The following is a 14,771-nucleotide window of genomic DNA, read 5'->3' as shown; positions in this document are numbered from 1 at the left end:
GCGGGGTGACCGACAGGGTGTGCATGATGCACGCACCACCCCCTATCGTCGGGCACTCCCCCCGCGTTACCCCAACCGATTAATCCAAGAGCGGTCCAAAAAAGGACGCGGCCTCCGCCTTCGGTCGTACGTCCGAGGAGGGCTCACACCCGGAACGCCCCGGGATGCGTCTGTTCGCGTACGGAGACGTACTGCTGCCGTACGGCCTGCCCCACGGCGAGTTCCTCACCGGGCTCCAGCACCTGGGCGACCGGCCCCTGCCACATCGGCGGGGTCCGGGGGTCGAGCGTGCCCTGCGAGACGCCGAGCGCCCAGGCCGCCTGACGGGCCGCGCCGAGCGCCGCGTAGTCCGCGGGCTGCGGCACGACGACCTGCGCGCCGAACAGCGCGGGCGCCATGGCCTGGACGGCGGGCAGCTCGGCCGCCGGGCCGAGGAGGAAGATCCGGCGTACGTCGACGCCCCGGCCGCGCAGCACGTCCAGCGCGTCCGCGAGCCCGCACAGCATGCCCTCGAAGGACGCCCGCGCCAGGTGCTCGGGCTTCATCGACTCCCGGCGCAGACCGGTCAGCGTCCCCGCCGTGTGCGGCAGGCTCGGGGTGCGCTCGCCCTCCAGGTACGGCAGCAGGACGAGTCCGTGCGAGCCCGGCGTCGACTTCATCGCCAGCTCGGACAGGCCCTCCAGGTCCGGCACGCCGAGGAGCTCGGCCGCCCCGCGCAGGGCCCGTACGGCGTTGAGCGTGGTGACGACCGGAAGGTGCATGCCGGTCGCGTCCGCCAGGGAGGTGATCATGCCGGTGGAGTCCGCCAGCGCCTCGGGGTGGACGGCCATCACGGAGCCGGAGGCGCCCAGCGACACCACGGCGTCACCGAGCCCGATGCCGAGCCCGAACGCCGCCGCCATGGTCTCGCCGGTCCCGGCGGATATCAGCAGTCCCTCGGGAGTGGTCCCGGCGGCCTCGGCGGGACCGAGCACGTCCGGCAGCCCGGCCTGGTGGCCGAGCGCCAGTTCGACGAGGTCCTGCCGGTACGCGCCGGTCGCCGCCGACCAGTACCCGGTCGCCGAGGCGCCGCCCCGGTCCGTGGTCCTGCGCACGGGTCGCCCGAGGAGCTGCCACACCAGCCAGTCGTGGGCCTGCAGCAGCATGCTGGTGCGCCGCGCCGCCTCGGGCTCGGTCCTGCTCAGCCAGCGCAGCTTGGTCACCGGCTGCGCGGCCCCCGGGACGCTGCCCACCGCCTGTGCCCATGCCTCGCGCCCGCCGAGCGCGTCGATCAGGTCGGCCGCCGCGACCTGCGCCCGCTTGTCGCCGCCGACCATCGCGGGGCGCACGGTGCCGCCCTGCGGGTCCAGCGGGACGAGCCCGTTCTGCTGGGCCGACACGCCGATGGCCTGGACGCCTTCGAGCAGTCCGCCCCCGGCGGCCTCGCCCAGGGACAGCAGCCAGGCCTGCGGGTCCACGTCGGGGGAACGGCCGGCGCCGTCGACCGGATGCGGCGCGTACCCCTGCCTCAGCACGGCACCCGTGTCCGTGTCGCAGACGACGATGCGAGTGAAATCGGGCGCACTGTCCAGCCCGGCGACTATCCCCATGGCGGAAATTCTGCCGTACGACGGGAGCCGGTGGCGCCGGGCCTCACAAGGACCGGCGCCACCGGGATCCCTAGGTGTTGCTGGTGCCCCAGTCGTCCTCGCCGGTGCCGTCCGCCGTGCGCTCCCGCAGGGAGCGCACCCGGCCCGAGACCGAGGCGGGGACGCGGTCGCCCACCTTCTCGCCCACGGTGTGCAGCGCCTTGCCCGCGATCTCACGGCCCTGCTGGGCGGCGGTCTCGGCGGTGTTGCGCACCGCGGGGTTCTGCGCGACCTGGCGCATGGACTTCTTCAGCTGTTCGTAGCGCTCGCGCCCGGCCCGTGAGCCGAGCACGTAACCCAGGGCCAGTCCGGCGACGAACGTGAGCCGGTAGCGCATGACGGCCACCCTTCCCTTGCGTCGGCATCGGTACGGAGGGAACCGATTGGCAAAGCACCCCCCTGCTTGCGCTAATGTATGTGTCGCAGAGAGCGCACGCCCCCTGGCGAATACCCAGGTGGGTGCGTTCGATGCAGAGATCAATCCTCCGTAGCTCAATTGGCAGAGCAGCCGGCTGTTAACCGGCAGGTTACTGGTTCGAGTCCAGTCGGGGGAGCTCGATCTCCTGTAGCTCAATTGGCAGAGCAGCCGGCTGTTAACCGGCAGGTTACTGGTTCGAGTCCAGTCGGGAGAGCAACGAGAGAGGGCCCTTCGGGGTCCTTTTTCATGTCCGCAGACACCGCTCAGGGCATGCCGAAGGTCTCCTGGTCACGGCGAAGCAGACCAGCCGGAGCAGGAGATCGTATGAGCGGCTATGCTGCGGCAGACGGCGCGCACAAATGTGCGCGGCGCGCCGTAACGGGGCGGTAGCTCAGCCGGTTAGAGCAGCGGACTCATAATCCGTCGGCCGTGGGTTCGAGTCCCACCCGCCCCACCGCGCAGGCCTCGGACGGGGCCGTCACCGGCTTCCGGGGCGGCCGTCCCCGAGGTCCGAGGCCCGAGGCGAGTTCCGGAGGCCGGGGTGTCGGCAGCGGTCCGTGCGTCCACACCCCTCTGGGGCACCGTTCCATGTGTCCACGCCCCCTGGGCCACCGTTCCGAAGTGACCGCCCGAGTGATGTCGAGCCGTCGTTCCCGAAGCCGCCGTCGGTCCTGCCGTGGCGGCCGAGCGGCGGGGTGGGGCCGGGGAGCTGCGGCGATGACGTCCCCGGCCGCTGACTTTCTTTCAAGTGCCGTATTCCAAGCGATCGTTGACGATCGCATTCCGCCACTCAAAGGGCGCGCACAGGTTTCCGCGGTGTAGCTTCTACCCGTCAGTAGAGGCCTGAGCAAGGGTGGATGCGTGGCTGCCTCTTCGCAAACCGAGAAGTTCGCCGCCTGCCTTCGGAAGCTGAAGGACCGCAGCGGCCGGGGGTACGACCGCCTCGGCAAGGAAGCGGGCGTCAGCGGCTCCAGTCTGCATCGGTACTGCTCCGGCCTCGGCGTCCCGACGGACTACCGGGTGGTCCATTCCTTCGCCAAGGTGTGCGGCGCCCGTACGGAGGAGCTCCGCGAGCTGCACCGGCTGTGGGCCCTGGCGGACATCGAGCGGAACACGCCCGCCGCACCCGCCGCAGCCGCCGTGACCACGGAGGACACCCCGGAACCGGTGCCGGAACCGGACGGTTCCGCCGTGCCCGCGCGGACGGACCCCGGACCGGACGGCGCCGTCCCGCCGGAGACCGCCCCCGCCGGGGCCGGGGAGCCGCGACGGCCCCGGATGCCCGAGAGGCTGTCCTCCCGCTTCGCGGTGCTGGCCACCGCGGTCGTGGCCGTGACGGGGCTGGTCGCCGGGTTCGTGTGGATGCCCGCCGACGACCCGCCGCCGGCCCGGGACGGACTGCTGTACTCCTCCGCGTGCGGGACGGTCAGCATGGGGCAGCACGACGAGTGCGTGCGCGAGGTCCAGAAACTGCTGGTGCGGGCCGGGGGCAGGCTCGCCGTCGACGGGGACTTCGGGCCCGAGACCCTGCGCAGACTGACCGCGTTCCAGGTGCTGGCGGGCATGCCGGCCAGCAGCGTGGTCGACGAGCCCACCAAGAAGGCGCTCTACGCGCACGAGGTGAGCATGGCGGCCTGGTCGCAGGACAGGGTGGCGAAGCGGATCCGCGAGGTGTTCACCGAGGACCCCCGCACCGCCGTGGCCGTCGCCCGCTGCGCCTCGTTCCTCGACCCGCTGTGGGTGCTGCCCAACACCAACGGCAGCCGCAACTGGGGTGTGTTCCAGATCTCCGACGTCCGTCTGCGGGAGCTCGGCGGCACACCGCGCCGCGCCTTCGACCCGGAGTGGAACATCCGGGCGGCCCACCGGCTGTGGAGCGCCCGGCACGACTTCCACGACTGGCCCTCCTGCGAGGCGGCGCTGAAGGACGCGAAGGACACGAAGGACGCGAAGGACACGAAGGGCGCCTCGAAGAGCTGACAGGGCCGACGGCGCGAAGGCCGCCCCGGAAGAGCCGAAGCCCGAAAGCACGACACGAGCCCGAACGCCGGGCGCCCGGGCACCGGGCGCCCCAACGCCAAGTGCCGGGCGCCCGAACGCCGGGCGCCGAGACGTGCAAGGGCGGAACGCCCGGGTGCTTCCCCGCGGCACCCGGGTGCTCCGCCTCCGGATCATCCGGAGCCGGAGGCCCGGCTCCGGGCGACCCGGTACGGCGTCAGACCGTGCCGCTCTCCCACCACCAGTCACGGCCGAGGTCGGCCCGGCTGTCGACGTGCTGGTGGTCGACGGTGTACCGCTCCAGACCGGAGAACCCGCAGGTCTCCGCCTTCTGGTAGACGGTCTTGGTGGCCACCCCGGGCACGTCGAGGTCGGCCGCGGTGCCGTACAGGTGCATGCTGTCGCTGGCCCCGCCGATGTCGGCGTTGTGCGCGATGCTGCGGAAGCCGGAGTTGACGGTGATCGGCTTGTCGCCCAGCTTCTTGCGCAGCGCCTCCAGCTTGTACATGCAGCGCCGGGCGTTCTCCTTCACCTGCACCGCGCTCACCTTGCCGCCGTTGAAGTTGCCGCTCGCCTGGTCGTAGAACTCGCTCCAGTTGAAGTGGGCCGTGGAGCCGTCCGACTGCTCCAGCGCGTTGAGCTTCGCCTGGGTGTTGGGACCGGCGACCCCGTCGTTGTCGAGACCGTACGCCGCCTGGAACCGCTTGACGGCCGCGAGCGTGCCGGGGCCGAAGTCGCCGTCGAGGCCGACCCGGCTCTGGCTCGCGCTGTCGGCCGCCCAGCCCGCGACCCGGATCTGCAGCTCCAGCACGTCGGCGCCGCTGTCGCCCTGCTTCATGGTGCGCGACCACGAATAGGCCTGCGCGACACCGGAGAACAGGACCTGGCCGAACGCGACGCCGGCGCCGACGGCCAGCGTGCCGCGCAGCATGCTGCGGCGGTCGATGGAACGGCTCTCGAGGGAGCGGCCCCCGGAGGAACGGAAGAGGAAGGTCATCGTCGTCCTTTCGGAACGGTGGTGGGGGAAGGAGCGGGAAAGAGGTCAGTAGGCGAGCTGGAAGTTCACGTTCTGCGCGTCGGTGTCGTAGGGGCCGACGCGCAGGACGAAGCGGGTGCCGTCCTTGACGTCGGTGGCGACGGTCGCCCACGGGGTGCCGTGGAGGGAGTACGTGTTGTCGTGGTTGCACTTGTCGGTGTGGTCGATGAACACCACACAGGCGTAGAGGAAACTCTGGTCCTCCGTGGTGAGCCGCATGTTGATGTCACCGCACCGCGAGGACGTGGTGAAGGGGCCGTACTCCCTGGGGCCCACCTGGTAGCGGTAGTTCAGGTTCTTCGCGCCGCCGTAGCAGCTGGTCGCCGCGGCCGAGGGCTGTGCGGCGACGGGCGCGGCACCCGCTCCCAGCAGCGCGGCCACGGTGATGAGGGCCGAGGCGAGGGCCCTGGTCTTGATCATGGTGGTCTCCGTTCGGTGAAGTGGGCGGGAGGGGTCAGAAGGCGATCTGGAAGGTGGCGGAACTGCCCTCCAGGTCGACGCCGTTGGGCACGGTGAACCTGGTTCCGTTCAGGACGTCGGTGGCGATGGTCGTCCAGCTCCGGCCGATCTTGGTCCAGTAGTTGCAGGTGCCGGCGGCGGCCCTCTCGAAGTGCACGCAGGCCCAGCCGTAATCGGCGTCGCCGCCGGTCATCCGCATGTTGATGTCCGTGCAGCGGCTCGTGGTCACGTACGGGCCGAAGTCGCGCACCTCCCCGTAGTGCACCGTGACCGCTCCGCCGTAACAGCTCGTGGCGGCGGCAGCGGCGGCAGCGGCGGGGGCGGCCGAGGCGGGCGCCGGGACGGTGAAGCCCAGGGCGACGAGCAGGGCGACGAGGGACGCGCGGACGAACTTGACGGGCATGGGGATCCTCCTCGGTACGGCGACGGTCACGGCCGGGATCACCGGTTGGCCAGCTTGTCGAGATCGGCCTGGGTGCCGTTGAACACGTCGCCCGTCGCCGGCGCCCGCAGGCCCGGGAAGATCGCGGCGTCGGTGTACTGCCACATCGTCCAGGTCGCCGAGCCGTTCGGCACCGGAGGCTGGGTGATCGACTGGCGGTAGTCCGCGAGCTGCAGCGGATACCGGGCGAAGGCGGTGGTCGACCCCATGCAGTCGTCCAGGAAGGACTTCTGGGTGTAGATCATCGGGACGCGGCCGAAGGCGTTCTCCACCCGGTCGAGCCAGGCCTTGGCGTCGGCCACCGTGCCGTAGGTGGGACAGCGCCCGCTGCCGTCGTCCATGCGCTCCAGGTCGAAGATCGGAGGCAGGTCGCCCGCGCGCTTGCCGGTGTAACCGGTCGCCCGCACGGCGGCGATGAACCGGTCGGCCTGCGCGGCCCCCGTGTCGGCCGCCGTGCCCGTGTAGAAGTGGTACGGCGCCACGGCCAGTCCCGCCGCCCTGGCCCCTTCGAGGTCGGTGGCGAGGTACTCGTCGGTGACGTTCATGCCCCGGGTGGCCTTGACCGTCGCGAACTCGGCGCCCGAGGCCCGTACGGCCTTCCAGTCGATCGGCGCGCCGCCGGGGTGCTGGTACTTGGCGGTGTCCAGGCCGTCGATCGGGTGGCCGGCCGGGTGGGGCGGCGTGCAGTACGCGTTACGGCTCGACCAGTCCACCAGCTTTGCCCAGGTGTTGGGGCCCACGGTGCCGTCGGCGCTGAGGTTGGCGCAGTGCTGGAGCTCGATGACCCGGTCCTCGGTGCCGCCCCCGAAGTCGCCGTCGATGGTCAGCGGCGGGTAGTGGAACGGCTCCATGGCCAGGTTCAGCCGGCACTGGACCTCCTTGACCTCCTCGCTCTTCGCGCCCTTCTTCAGGGTCGGACGCGCGTCGGTGTGGCCGCACACGGTCGCCTGCGCCGTCCCCGCCGTGCCCTGGGTCGCGCAGGTGCGCGGCTGGGCGGCCCAGGAGTTCAGCGCCGCCCAGGTGTTCGGGCCGAGCACGCCGTCCACGCTCAGCCCGGCGCACCGCTGGAACTCCTTGACCCGGGTCTCCGTCCCCGGTCCGAACGAGCCGTCCGCCGCGATCGGCGTGTACCGGCTCGGCTTCGTCGCCAGGTCGAGTTCGCACTGCGCCTCGACCGTCGCGTCCCCCGTCGATCCCTGCTTCAGCGTGGGCTGTTCGGTCGTGTGCCCGCAGACCGCGACCGCGGCGGCCGGCGCCGCCTGCACCGCCGCGGACCCGGACAGGGGCAGGACCGCTGCCACGGCGAGGGTCAGACCCCGCAGTAGCGTCCTCGTTCCCATCTGGTGTTCCCCTCTGGTCGGTGGCCGGGAACTCCCGGCCGCCGGCCATGCTGGCAGCGCTCGTCCCGTTCCGGATCTTCTCGGTCCGGAACGGGACGCCGGGACAGTCGGGCGGCTGTGACCTGCGGGAACGCAACACTTCTGGGACGGGTGTGGGACAGGGGATCCGTCACCGGAACCGAATCCGGTTCCGGGGGCGAGGGGAAGGGCGGACGGTCAGGTGCCCGTGGCGCGCTTCCCGGCGAGGAACTCCACCAGCTCCCCGGGCACGAGGTGCCCGGCTTCCGGCTCCTCCCACTGGACGGGGTGGATGCCGTGCTCCTTGAGACCCCGCACGAACTCCTCGGGCAGTCTGTCGCCCTCCACCAGGTGGAGGTCGAGGAGGGTCTTCCGCGCCGAAGGATCCAGGGCTTCCCACCACTGCGTGACGCGCTCGCTGTGTCTGCTGTTCATGTCTCCCAGGTGACCACGGACGGACCCGGGAGGAAGGGACCGCGACCGGGCGCGTTGCCCCCGGCGCGGACCGGTGGACGCGCGGCGGACACGCGGTGGACGCGGACCGGTGCCGGAACATCCTGCTCGGAGGGTAGGAGGGGCGCATCCGTGGGCACCATGCGTCTATGCGCGTCGACGAGGACGCCGGTCTCATCAGTCATGAGGAGGGGTCATGAACCGTCAGGTCCGGATCCGCGTCAACCGCCGGCCCGCCGCTCCGCGCGAGACGCCGATCGACCGCAGGACGCCGTCGGGGCGCCTGCTGCCGTACTGACCCGCCCGCACCGGCGTTCCCGCCGGTCGTACCGGCCGTCACAAGGGTGACTGCCAGATGACGTCCGTACCGTCGTCGCCCGGGCCTTCGCCGCCCGCGCTCCCGTTCCCGTTCCCGCCGCCGGTGCCGACGGCGTCCGCGTCCGGGGAAGCGCCGTTCCGTCCGCCGTCGTCGTGGACGGTCAGCCGGACGCCGGGGCGGCCGTCCGGCAGGGTCACCGTCACATCGACGGCGACCTCGATCCGCGACACCCCGGGGCGCCGCGAGGCGGCGGCCAGCGCGCGCCGCAGCACGGCGAGCAGCCGGCCGGCCACCGGTTCCGTGATCCTGTTCTCCACCGGGCCCGCGAACCGGGTGGACGGCCGGACGCCGAGGACCGCCGCCGCGCCGGCCGTCTCGCGCAGCACCTTGCCGCGGAACGTGGTGGGGGCGTCGGCGGGCGGCTGCTGCAGCGCGAAGATCGCGGTGCGCACCTCCTGGACCGTGGCGTCGAGTTCGTCGACCGCCCGGCCGAGGACCGCGGACACCTCCTCGGCCCCGTCGCCGCCGTCCTCCCCGCCGCCCTCCCCGTGCGCGGCGTTCCTGCGCCGGGTGGACTCCAGCATCATGCCGGTCGCGAAGAGGCGCTGTACGACCAGATCGTGCAGGTCCCGGGCGATGCGGTCCCGGTCCTCGTACACCGCGAGGAGTTCACGGCTGTGCCGGGCGTCGGCGAGGACCAGGGCGAGCGCGGCCTGCGAGGCGAACTGGGTGGCCAGCAGGCGTTCGACCTCCGTGTACGGGCGGTCGCCGCGCCCGCGCGGCAGGGCCAGTGTGCCGATGAGCCGGCCCTCGGCCTGCAGGGGCAGCATCATGCTCGGCCCGAACCCGGACCGCACCGGGGCCGTCATCCGCGGGTCGGTCGCCGAGTCGTCGATGAACACCGGCTCCCCGCCGAGGAGTTGTTCGAGGACGGGGCTGCCGGGCGCGATGGTGGCGCCCACGATGCCGACGGGGTCCCCGGGGGCGGAGGCGACCACGATCTCCATGCCGCCCTCGTCCGTGGGTTCGAGGATGATCCCCGCCGAGGCCCCCGCGAGGATCCTGGCGCGGTCGGCGACCGTGGTCAGCGCGTCGGCTCCGGTCCCGCCGCTGAGCAGGGCGGTGGTGACGGCGGCGGCACCCTCGATCCAGCGCTCCCGCTGCCGGGCCGTCTCGTACAGCCGGGCGTTGGCGATCGCGATGCCGGCCTGCGTGGCGAGCAGGCGCACCAGCTGCTCGTCCTCACGGGTCACGGGCCCGGTGGACTTGTCCGCGAGGTAGAGGTTGCCGAACACCTCGTCGTCGACCCGGATGGGAACGTCAAGGCAGATGTCGGACTCGGGCACGGACTCGGACTCGTACCCGGACTCGGGCACGGAGGAACCGGAGGGGCCGTACGCCCCGGACGAAGGGCCGCTCCGCGGCGGGTACGGCCTCGCCGTGCGGATCCGTACCGGCCCGTCCCGTCCCGGCTCCCTCATCCCCAGCGCCGCGTAGCGGGCCCCGGTCAGCTCGGCGGCGGCGTCCACGATCCGCTGGAGGGTCGCGCGCAGTTCGAGTTCGGTGCCGACGCCGATGACCGCTTCGAGGAGGGGCGGGAGTCCGGGCACGGGGCCGGTCACGCGAGACCCTCGGACGCCGCGTCAGTTCGCCAGCGGGTTCAGGATCCTCGGCTCGATCCTGCCCTCCAGCATGTAGCCGAGCCCCTGGACGGCGCAGACGTCGGGCCGCTCGGCGATGTGGACGGGCACACCGGTCGCCTGCCGCAGCATCTGGTCGAGCCCGGGGAGCAGCGCGCTGCCGCCGACCATCATGATCCCGCGGTCGGCGACGTCGGCCACCAGATCGGGCGGGCAGGACCGCAGCACCTTGCCGACGCCGTCCAGCACGGCGGTCAGCGGCGTCTCGATCGCCATGCGCACGGCGGCGGTGTCGACCTTCACGGAACGCGCCAGCCCGGTCGCCACGTCCCGCCCGTGGATCTCGGTCAGGACCGGTCCGGGCGCGTTCGGCCCGTTCACGGAGAGGGCGAGCTGCAGGGGCCGTACGGCCTGGCTCGGCAGCATCAGCTCGTGCTGGTGGCGCAGGTGCTGCATGATCGCGTGGTCGACGGCCTCACCGCCGACCGGGATGCGCTCGGCGGTGACGATCGAGCCCAGCGACAGCACGGCGAGCTGGGTGGCGGCGGCCCCGCACACCATGATCATGGTGGCCTCGGGCTCCTCGACGGGCAGTCCGCAGCCGACCGCCGCCGCGATCAGCGTGTCGACGAGTTCGACCCGCCGCGCCCCCAGCCCGACCAGCGTCTCGACCGTGGCGCGCTGCGCCAGCGGGCCCGCGTCGTGCGGCGTGCAGGCCGCCGCGCGCAGCCGGGGCTTGCGGCGCAGCGTGCGCCGGACCCGGTCGCCCAGCAGCTGGCGCAGCATCCGCTGCGCCATGTCGATGTCGACGACGGTGCCGCCCGACACCGGGCGCGCCACCCGGATGTAGTCGGGCGTACGGCCCGTCATCCTCTCCGCGAACTCCCCGACCGCGATCAGCGCGCCCGTCTTCGTGTTGACCGCCGCGACACTCGGCTGATCGACGACCAGGCCCCCGCCCCGCACCCACACACGGGTCCTCGCCGCGCCCAGGTCGACGGCGAAGTGACAGCGGCGCAGCTGCTCCAGACTGGCGGTCATGTCAGGTCCTCCCGAGAGCGCAGGCCATGGGGCTCCGCCGGGCGGCGGCCCTCTCTCGCATCCTGCGGGCGCCCGGGGGCCGGTGCCCCTTTTGGACGGCCGGGCGAGGTGCCGCCGGACGGGTGAACCGGCGGCTTCCGCCGCCATGTCCTGGCGGGAAGCCGCCAGGGCGCCTTTCCGCCAGCTCCCGTCGGCATCCGTGCGGCACGAGCGCCCCGACACTCTTCGCAGGCACCGGGCGCCGGCTTCGCCCGGCCCGCACGGCCGACGAAGAGGGGCCACGGATGAACAGAGGACCACGGAGACGTCCGGCGGTGCTGCTGTCAGCCGGCCTCGTGCTCGCCCTGCTGCCCGCGGGGCGGGCGGGCGCGTCGGCCGCGGCGGACGCCGGGGGCGCCGGGAACACCGGTGTCCCTGCGTCGGCGCGGGCCGCCGGTGCCACGGGCACCGTCACCCTCGTGACCGGCGACAGGGTGACCGTCACCGACGTCGGCGGGGGGAAGCGGACCGTCTCCGTCGTGCGCCCCCGAGGGGCCGCCGGAGCCGTGCGCACCCAGGTCGCCGACGGCACCGTCACCGTCGTCCCGGACGAGGCGCTGCCGTATCTGCGGGCGGGCACCCTCGACCGGCGGCTGTTCGACGTGAGCGGACTGATACGCCAGGGGTTCACCGACCGGCGGACCGGTGGGCTGCCGCTGATCGTGACGTACGACCCGAAGGCGCGGGCGGCCGTGCCGGACGGAGCGGTACGGACGCGATCGCTGCCGAGCATCCGCGGCGCGGCACTCGACGCGGACCGGGGCCGGACCTTCTGGAAGGCGATGACCCGGCAGCTGACCTCCCGGACGGGGATCGGCAAGGTCTGGCTCGACGGGCGCGTCGAGGCCGGCATGGCCGCGAGCAACGCGCAGATCGGCACCCCGCGGGCCTGGGAGGCCGGGCTCACCGGCGAGGGCGTGACCGTCGCCGTCCTCGACACCGGCGTCGACGCGGGCCACCCCGACCTGGCCGGCCGGATCGCGCGGACGAAGAGCTTCGTCGACGGGCAGGACGTCGCCGACCGCAACGGTCACGGCACGCACGTCACCTCCGTCGTCGGCGGCAGCGGCGCCGCCTCCGGCGGACTGGAGAGGGGCGTGGCGCCCGGGGCCACGCTCGCCGTCGGCAAGGTGCTCGGCGACCAGGGCTCGGGCAGCGAGTCGGGGATCATCGCCGGCATGGAGTGGGCCGCCCGTGACGTGCGCGCCGAGGTGATCTCGATGAGCCTCGGCTCGACCGGGCCGAGCGACGGCACCGACCCCATGTCCAGGGCCGTCGACACCCTCTCGGAGGAGACCGGCGCCCTCTTCGTCGTCGCCGCCGGCAACACCGGCGCCCCCTCCTCCATCGGCTCGCCCGCCGCCGCCGACGCGGCCCTGGCCGTCGGCGCGGTGGACTTTGCCGACGAGCCCGCGTACTTCACCAGCGCCGGACCGCGCCACGGCGACAACGCGCTCAAGCCCGACCTCTCGGCCCCGGGCGTCGACATCCTCGCCGCCCGCTCCGGGCTCGTCGACGGCAGCGGCCCCTACACCTCCATGAGCGGTACGTCGATGGCGGCACCGCACGTCGCGGGCGTGGCCGCGCTGCTCGCCGAGGAACACCCCGACTGGACGGGCGCCCGGCTCAAGGACGCGCTGATGTCGACGTCGAAGCGGCTCGGCGCCTCCGTCTACACCTCGGGCGCGGGCCGGGTGAGCGCCGCGGACGCGGTCGGCGCGGAGATCACCGCCACGGGCGGCGCCGACCTCGGCTTCCACCACCGGAACCCCGAGGAAGACGAGCCCGTCACCAGGACGATCACCTACACCAACTCCTCCGACGCGGCGGTCGGGCTGACGCTCGCCGCGGAAGGGGCCGGCGAGGGCGTCGCCACCCTCGCCGACACCACGCTCACGGTGCCCGCGCACGGCACCGCGTCCACCACCCTCACCGGTGACGGCTCGAAGGCGCCGGTGGGCCTGACCTCGGGACAGGTCGTGGCGTCGGTGGACGGCACGCCCGTCGCGCACACCGCGTTCGGGCTGGTCGAGGAGGACGAGCGGCACACGCTCACGGTCCATGTGGTGGACCGGGACGGCGAACCGGCCGCGGCCGACGTCGTCGTGCAGCGGCTCGCCCGGGACACCGACCCGTACCCGGCGTCCGTCGGCGACTCCGGCACCCTGGAACTGAGGCTGCCGCCCGGCACGTACAGCCTCACGTCGTTCCTCGACGTGCGCGGCGGCCACGGCGCCGACTCGCTCGGCCTCGGCTTCCTCGCCGCGCCCGGGACCGTCCTCGACCGGGACCGCGAAGTCACCCTGGACGCACGGACGTTGCGGGAGATCCGCGCGAAGGTCGGCCGGCGCGCCGAGACCCGGCAGCTGGTCATGGAGTACGACCGGACCGGCGGCGGCTCGGACCTGTCCGGCGCGGTCCAGGTGCCGGTGACGTACGACAGCGTCTTCGCCGCGCCGACCCCGCAGGTCACCGAGGGCACCTTCGACTACCGGACCGTGTGGCGGCTCGGGAAGCCGCTCCTCGACGTCGCGGGCGTCAGGGACGCGCTCGTCCAGCCCGGCGGCACCCTGATCGAGGGCCGCGGCCGGCTGCCGCTGGCCGACGTCGGGGACGGGCCGTTCACCGGGGTGCGCGGCAAGGCGGTCCTGGCCCGGCTCGCCGACGGCGCCGAGCCGGCCGCGCTCGCCCAGGAGGCACAGGACGCGGGCGCGAAGGCCCTGTTCGTCACCGACGGCACGGCGGGACGCCTCAGCGCCTGGTTCGGCACGGACGACGACCGGGACCGGCCGCTGCAGATCGCCACCGTCGACGCGGCGGACGCGCGGCGCCTGCGCGCCCTGCGGACCGTCGACATGACCGGCACCCGCAACTCGCCCTATGTGTACGACCTTTCGCACGGGTATCAGGGCGCCGTCCCGGACCGGAGCCTCACCTACGCGCCCGGCCGCGGTGAACTGGCCGTCCTCGACACGCGATTCCACGCCCCGAAGCCCGTCGAGGGCAGCGAGTTCCGCTACTCGCTCGCCGGTCCCTTCCCCGTCGGCCTCGGCTTCCAGGAGCGGATCGACTACCCGGCCCGGCGGACCGACTACGTCTCCACCGGCACCGGACAGACCTGGTCGGAGTCCGTGAACGTCAGCGCCGGGGCGCTGGAGGAGCGCGGCGGCCTCGTCTCCTACCGGGGTGGCACCCGCGACACCCTCGACTGGTTCAAGCCCGTCTGGCGCCCCTGGCTCGGCACCGGGCTCGGCTGGGGCCAGCAGCGCGCGGGCGACCGGATCCGGTTCAACACCCCAGGCTGGGGCGACTCCGGGCCCGACCACACCGGCTCCGGCGACGTGTGGAGCGACGACAGCGGGATGACCCAGTTCACGGAGGTCCGCCAGGACGGCGTCCTGCTCTCCCGGCAGCGGGGCCCCGCCGTGTACGTCCGGGACGCGCCCGCCGACGAGCACACCTACGAGGTCGTCACGGACACGGCCCTCGACCCCGGACGCTGGAGGCTCGCCGTCCGGGGCCGCACCGGGTGGACCGTCCGCTCGGCGGCCACGCCCGAGGACCACTTCACCCTCCTCCCGCTCATCAACCTCGGTTACGACCTCGGCACCGACCTCGCGGGCGACGTGCGCCGCGGCAGGGTCCCCGTGGGCGTCCACGCCGAGTACGTGAAGGGCGCGCCGGACACCGGCACCATCACCGGCGGCGGGCTGGAGGTGTCCTACGACGACGGGACGACCTGGAAGACGGTCCCGCTCACCGGCGAGGGCGAGGCGCGCTGGAAGGGCACGCTGGACGTGCCGTGCGGGGCCCGCTTCGTGTCGCTGCGGGCCTTCGCCCACGACGACCGGGGCGGCTCGGTGGTCCAGGAGACCGTGCGGGCGACGGGTGTGCGGTGACCGTCCGCCGGGCGGCTGAGACGGTCCCTCCGTCCGCCGGG

11 protein-coding genes and 3 tRNA genes are annotated in these 14,771 nt (G+C 73.3%); 5 read left to right on the top strand and 9 right to left on the bottom strand.

The genetic code is table 11. The features are described 5' to 3' along the window. Positions 1-143: 143 nt before the first annotated feature. Together ACICHK_RS13995 and ACICHK_RS13990 are read right to left on the bottom strand one after the other, a co-directional pair. Entirely contained in the window at positions 144-1,589 is a 1,446-nt protein-coding gene (locus ACICHK_RS13995; RefSeq protein WP_151468061.1) for an FGGY family carbohydrate kinase, read from the bottom strand. 70 nt (positions 1,590-1,659) lie between these two features. Continuing rightward, positions 1,660-1,965 (bottom strand): hypothetical protein, encoded by a 306-nt coding sequence (locus tag ACICHK_RS13990; protein ID WP_103548717.1) that lies wholly within the window; start codon positions 1,963-1,965, stop codon positions 1,660-1,662. 144 nt (positions 1,966-2,109) lie between these two features. Between ACICHK_RS13990 and ACICHK_RS13985 the strand changes: the two genes are divergently transcribed. The 4 genes from ACICHK_RS13985 (at position 2,110) to ACICHK_RS13970 (ending at position 4,026) form a co-directional block, all read left to right on the top strand. Then, positions 2,110-2,182, top strand: a tRNA-Asn gene (locus ACICHK_RS13985). A gap of 5 nt (positions 2,183-2,187) precedes the next feature. Beyond that, a tRNA-Asn gene (locus tag ACICHK_RS13980) sits at positions 2,188-2,260 on the top strand. 166 nt (positions 2,261-2,426) lie between these two features. After that, positions 2,427-2,500 (top strand) — tRNA-Ile (locus tag ACICHK_RS13975). A 407-nt stretch (positions 2,501-2,907) separates the two neighbouring features. Continuing rightward, positions 2,908-4,026: a helix-turn-helix domain-containing protein gene (locus tag ACICHK_RS13970; protein ID WP_406837155.1), complete on the top strand. Its 1,119-nt coding sequence runs from the start codon at positions 2,908-2,910 to the stop codon at positions 4,024-4,026. Between the two features lie 235 nt (positions 4,027-4,261). Here the strand turns inward: ACICHK_RS13970 and ACICHK_RS13965 are convergent, their stop codons facing one another. The 7 genes from ACICHK_RS13965 to ACICHK_RS13935 all read right to left on the bottom strand — a co-directional run bounded on the left by ACICHK_RS13965 (position 4,262) and on the right by ACICHK_RS13935 (position 10,792). Next, complete coding sequence (locus ACICHK_RS13965) at positions 4,262-5,041, bottom strand: D-Ala-D-Ala carboxypeptidase family metallohydrolase (protein ID WP_406837154.1); 780 nt, start codon at positions 5,039-5,041, stop codon at positions 4,262-4,264. Positions 5,042-5,086: 45 nt separating this feature from the next. Continuing rightward, the gene (locus ACICHK_RS13960; protein ID WP_406837153.1) at positions 5,087-5,500 is read right to left on the bottom strand and encodes a hypothetical protein; all 414 of its coding nucleotides are present in this window, start codon (positions 5,498-5,500) and stop codon (positions 5,087-5,089) included. 34 nt (positions 5,501-5,534) lie between these two features. Further along, positions 5,535-5,942 (bottom strand): hypothetical protein, encoded by a 408-nt coding sequence (locus ACICHK_RS13955; protein WP_406837152.1) that lies wholly within the window; start codon positions 5,940-5,942, stop codon positions 5,535-5,537. Between the two features lie 38 nt (positions 5,943-5,980). Then, positions 5,981-7,321 carry a GH25 family lysozyme gene (locus tag ACICHK_RS13950; RefSeq protein WP_406837151.1) on the bottom strand — a complete coding sequence of 447 codons (1,341 nt, stop codon included), beginning with the start codon at positions 7,319-7,321 and terminating at the stop codon, positions 5,981-5,983. Between the two features lie 216 nt (positions 7,322-7,537). Then, positions 7,538-7,774, bottom strand: coding sequence for a hypothetical protein (locus ACICHK_RS13945; RefSeq protein WP_151468143.1), 237 nt, complete (start codon positions 7,772-7,774; stop codon positions 7,538-7,540). Between the two features lie 354 nt (positions 7,775-8,128). Beyond that, positions 8,129-9,733 (bottom strand): GAF domain-containing protein, encoded by a 1,605-nt coding sequence (locus ACICHK_RS13940; protein ID WP_406837150.1) that lies wholly within the window; start codon positions 9,731-9,733, stop codon positions 8,129-8,131. A 21-nt stretch (positions 9,734-9,754) separates the two neighbouring features. After that, positions 9,755-10,792 (bottom strand): rod shape-determining protein, encoded by a 1,038-nt coding sequence (locus ACICHK_RS13935; protein ID WP_151468145.1) that lies wholly within the window; start codon positions 10,790-10,792, stop codon positions 9,755-9,757. Positions 10,793-11,076: 284 nt separating this feature from the next. Here ACICHK_RS13935 and ACICHK_RS13930 point away from each other — a divergent pair, with 284 nt between their 5' ends. Beyond that, on the top strand, positions 11,077-14,730 hold the full coding sequence (locus ACICHK_RS13930) for a S8 family serine peptidase (protein WP_406837149.1): 3,654 nt from the start codon (positions 11,077-11,079) through the stop codon (positions 14,728-14,730). Positions 14,731-14,771: the final 41 nt, after the last annotated feature.

The sequence above is a fragment of the Streptomyces sp. AHU1 genome, from assembly GCF_045343905.1.
Lineage (GTDB): Bacteria > Actinomycetota > Actinomycetes > Streptomycetales > Streptomycetaceae > Streptomyces > Streptomyces triticiradicis.
The sequence above is the reverse complement of the archived record's forward strand: the minus strand, read 5'-3'. Positions and strand labels throughout refer to the sequence as shown.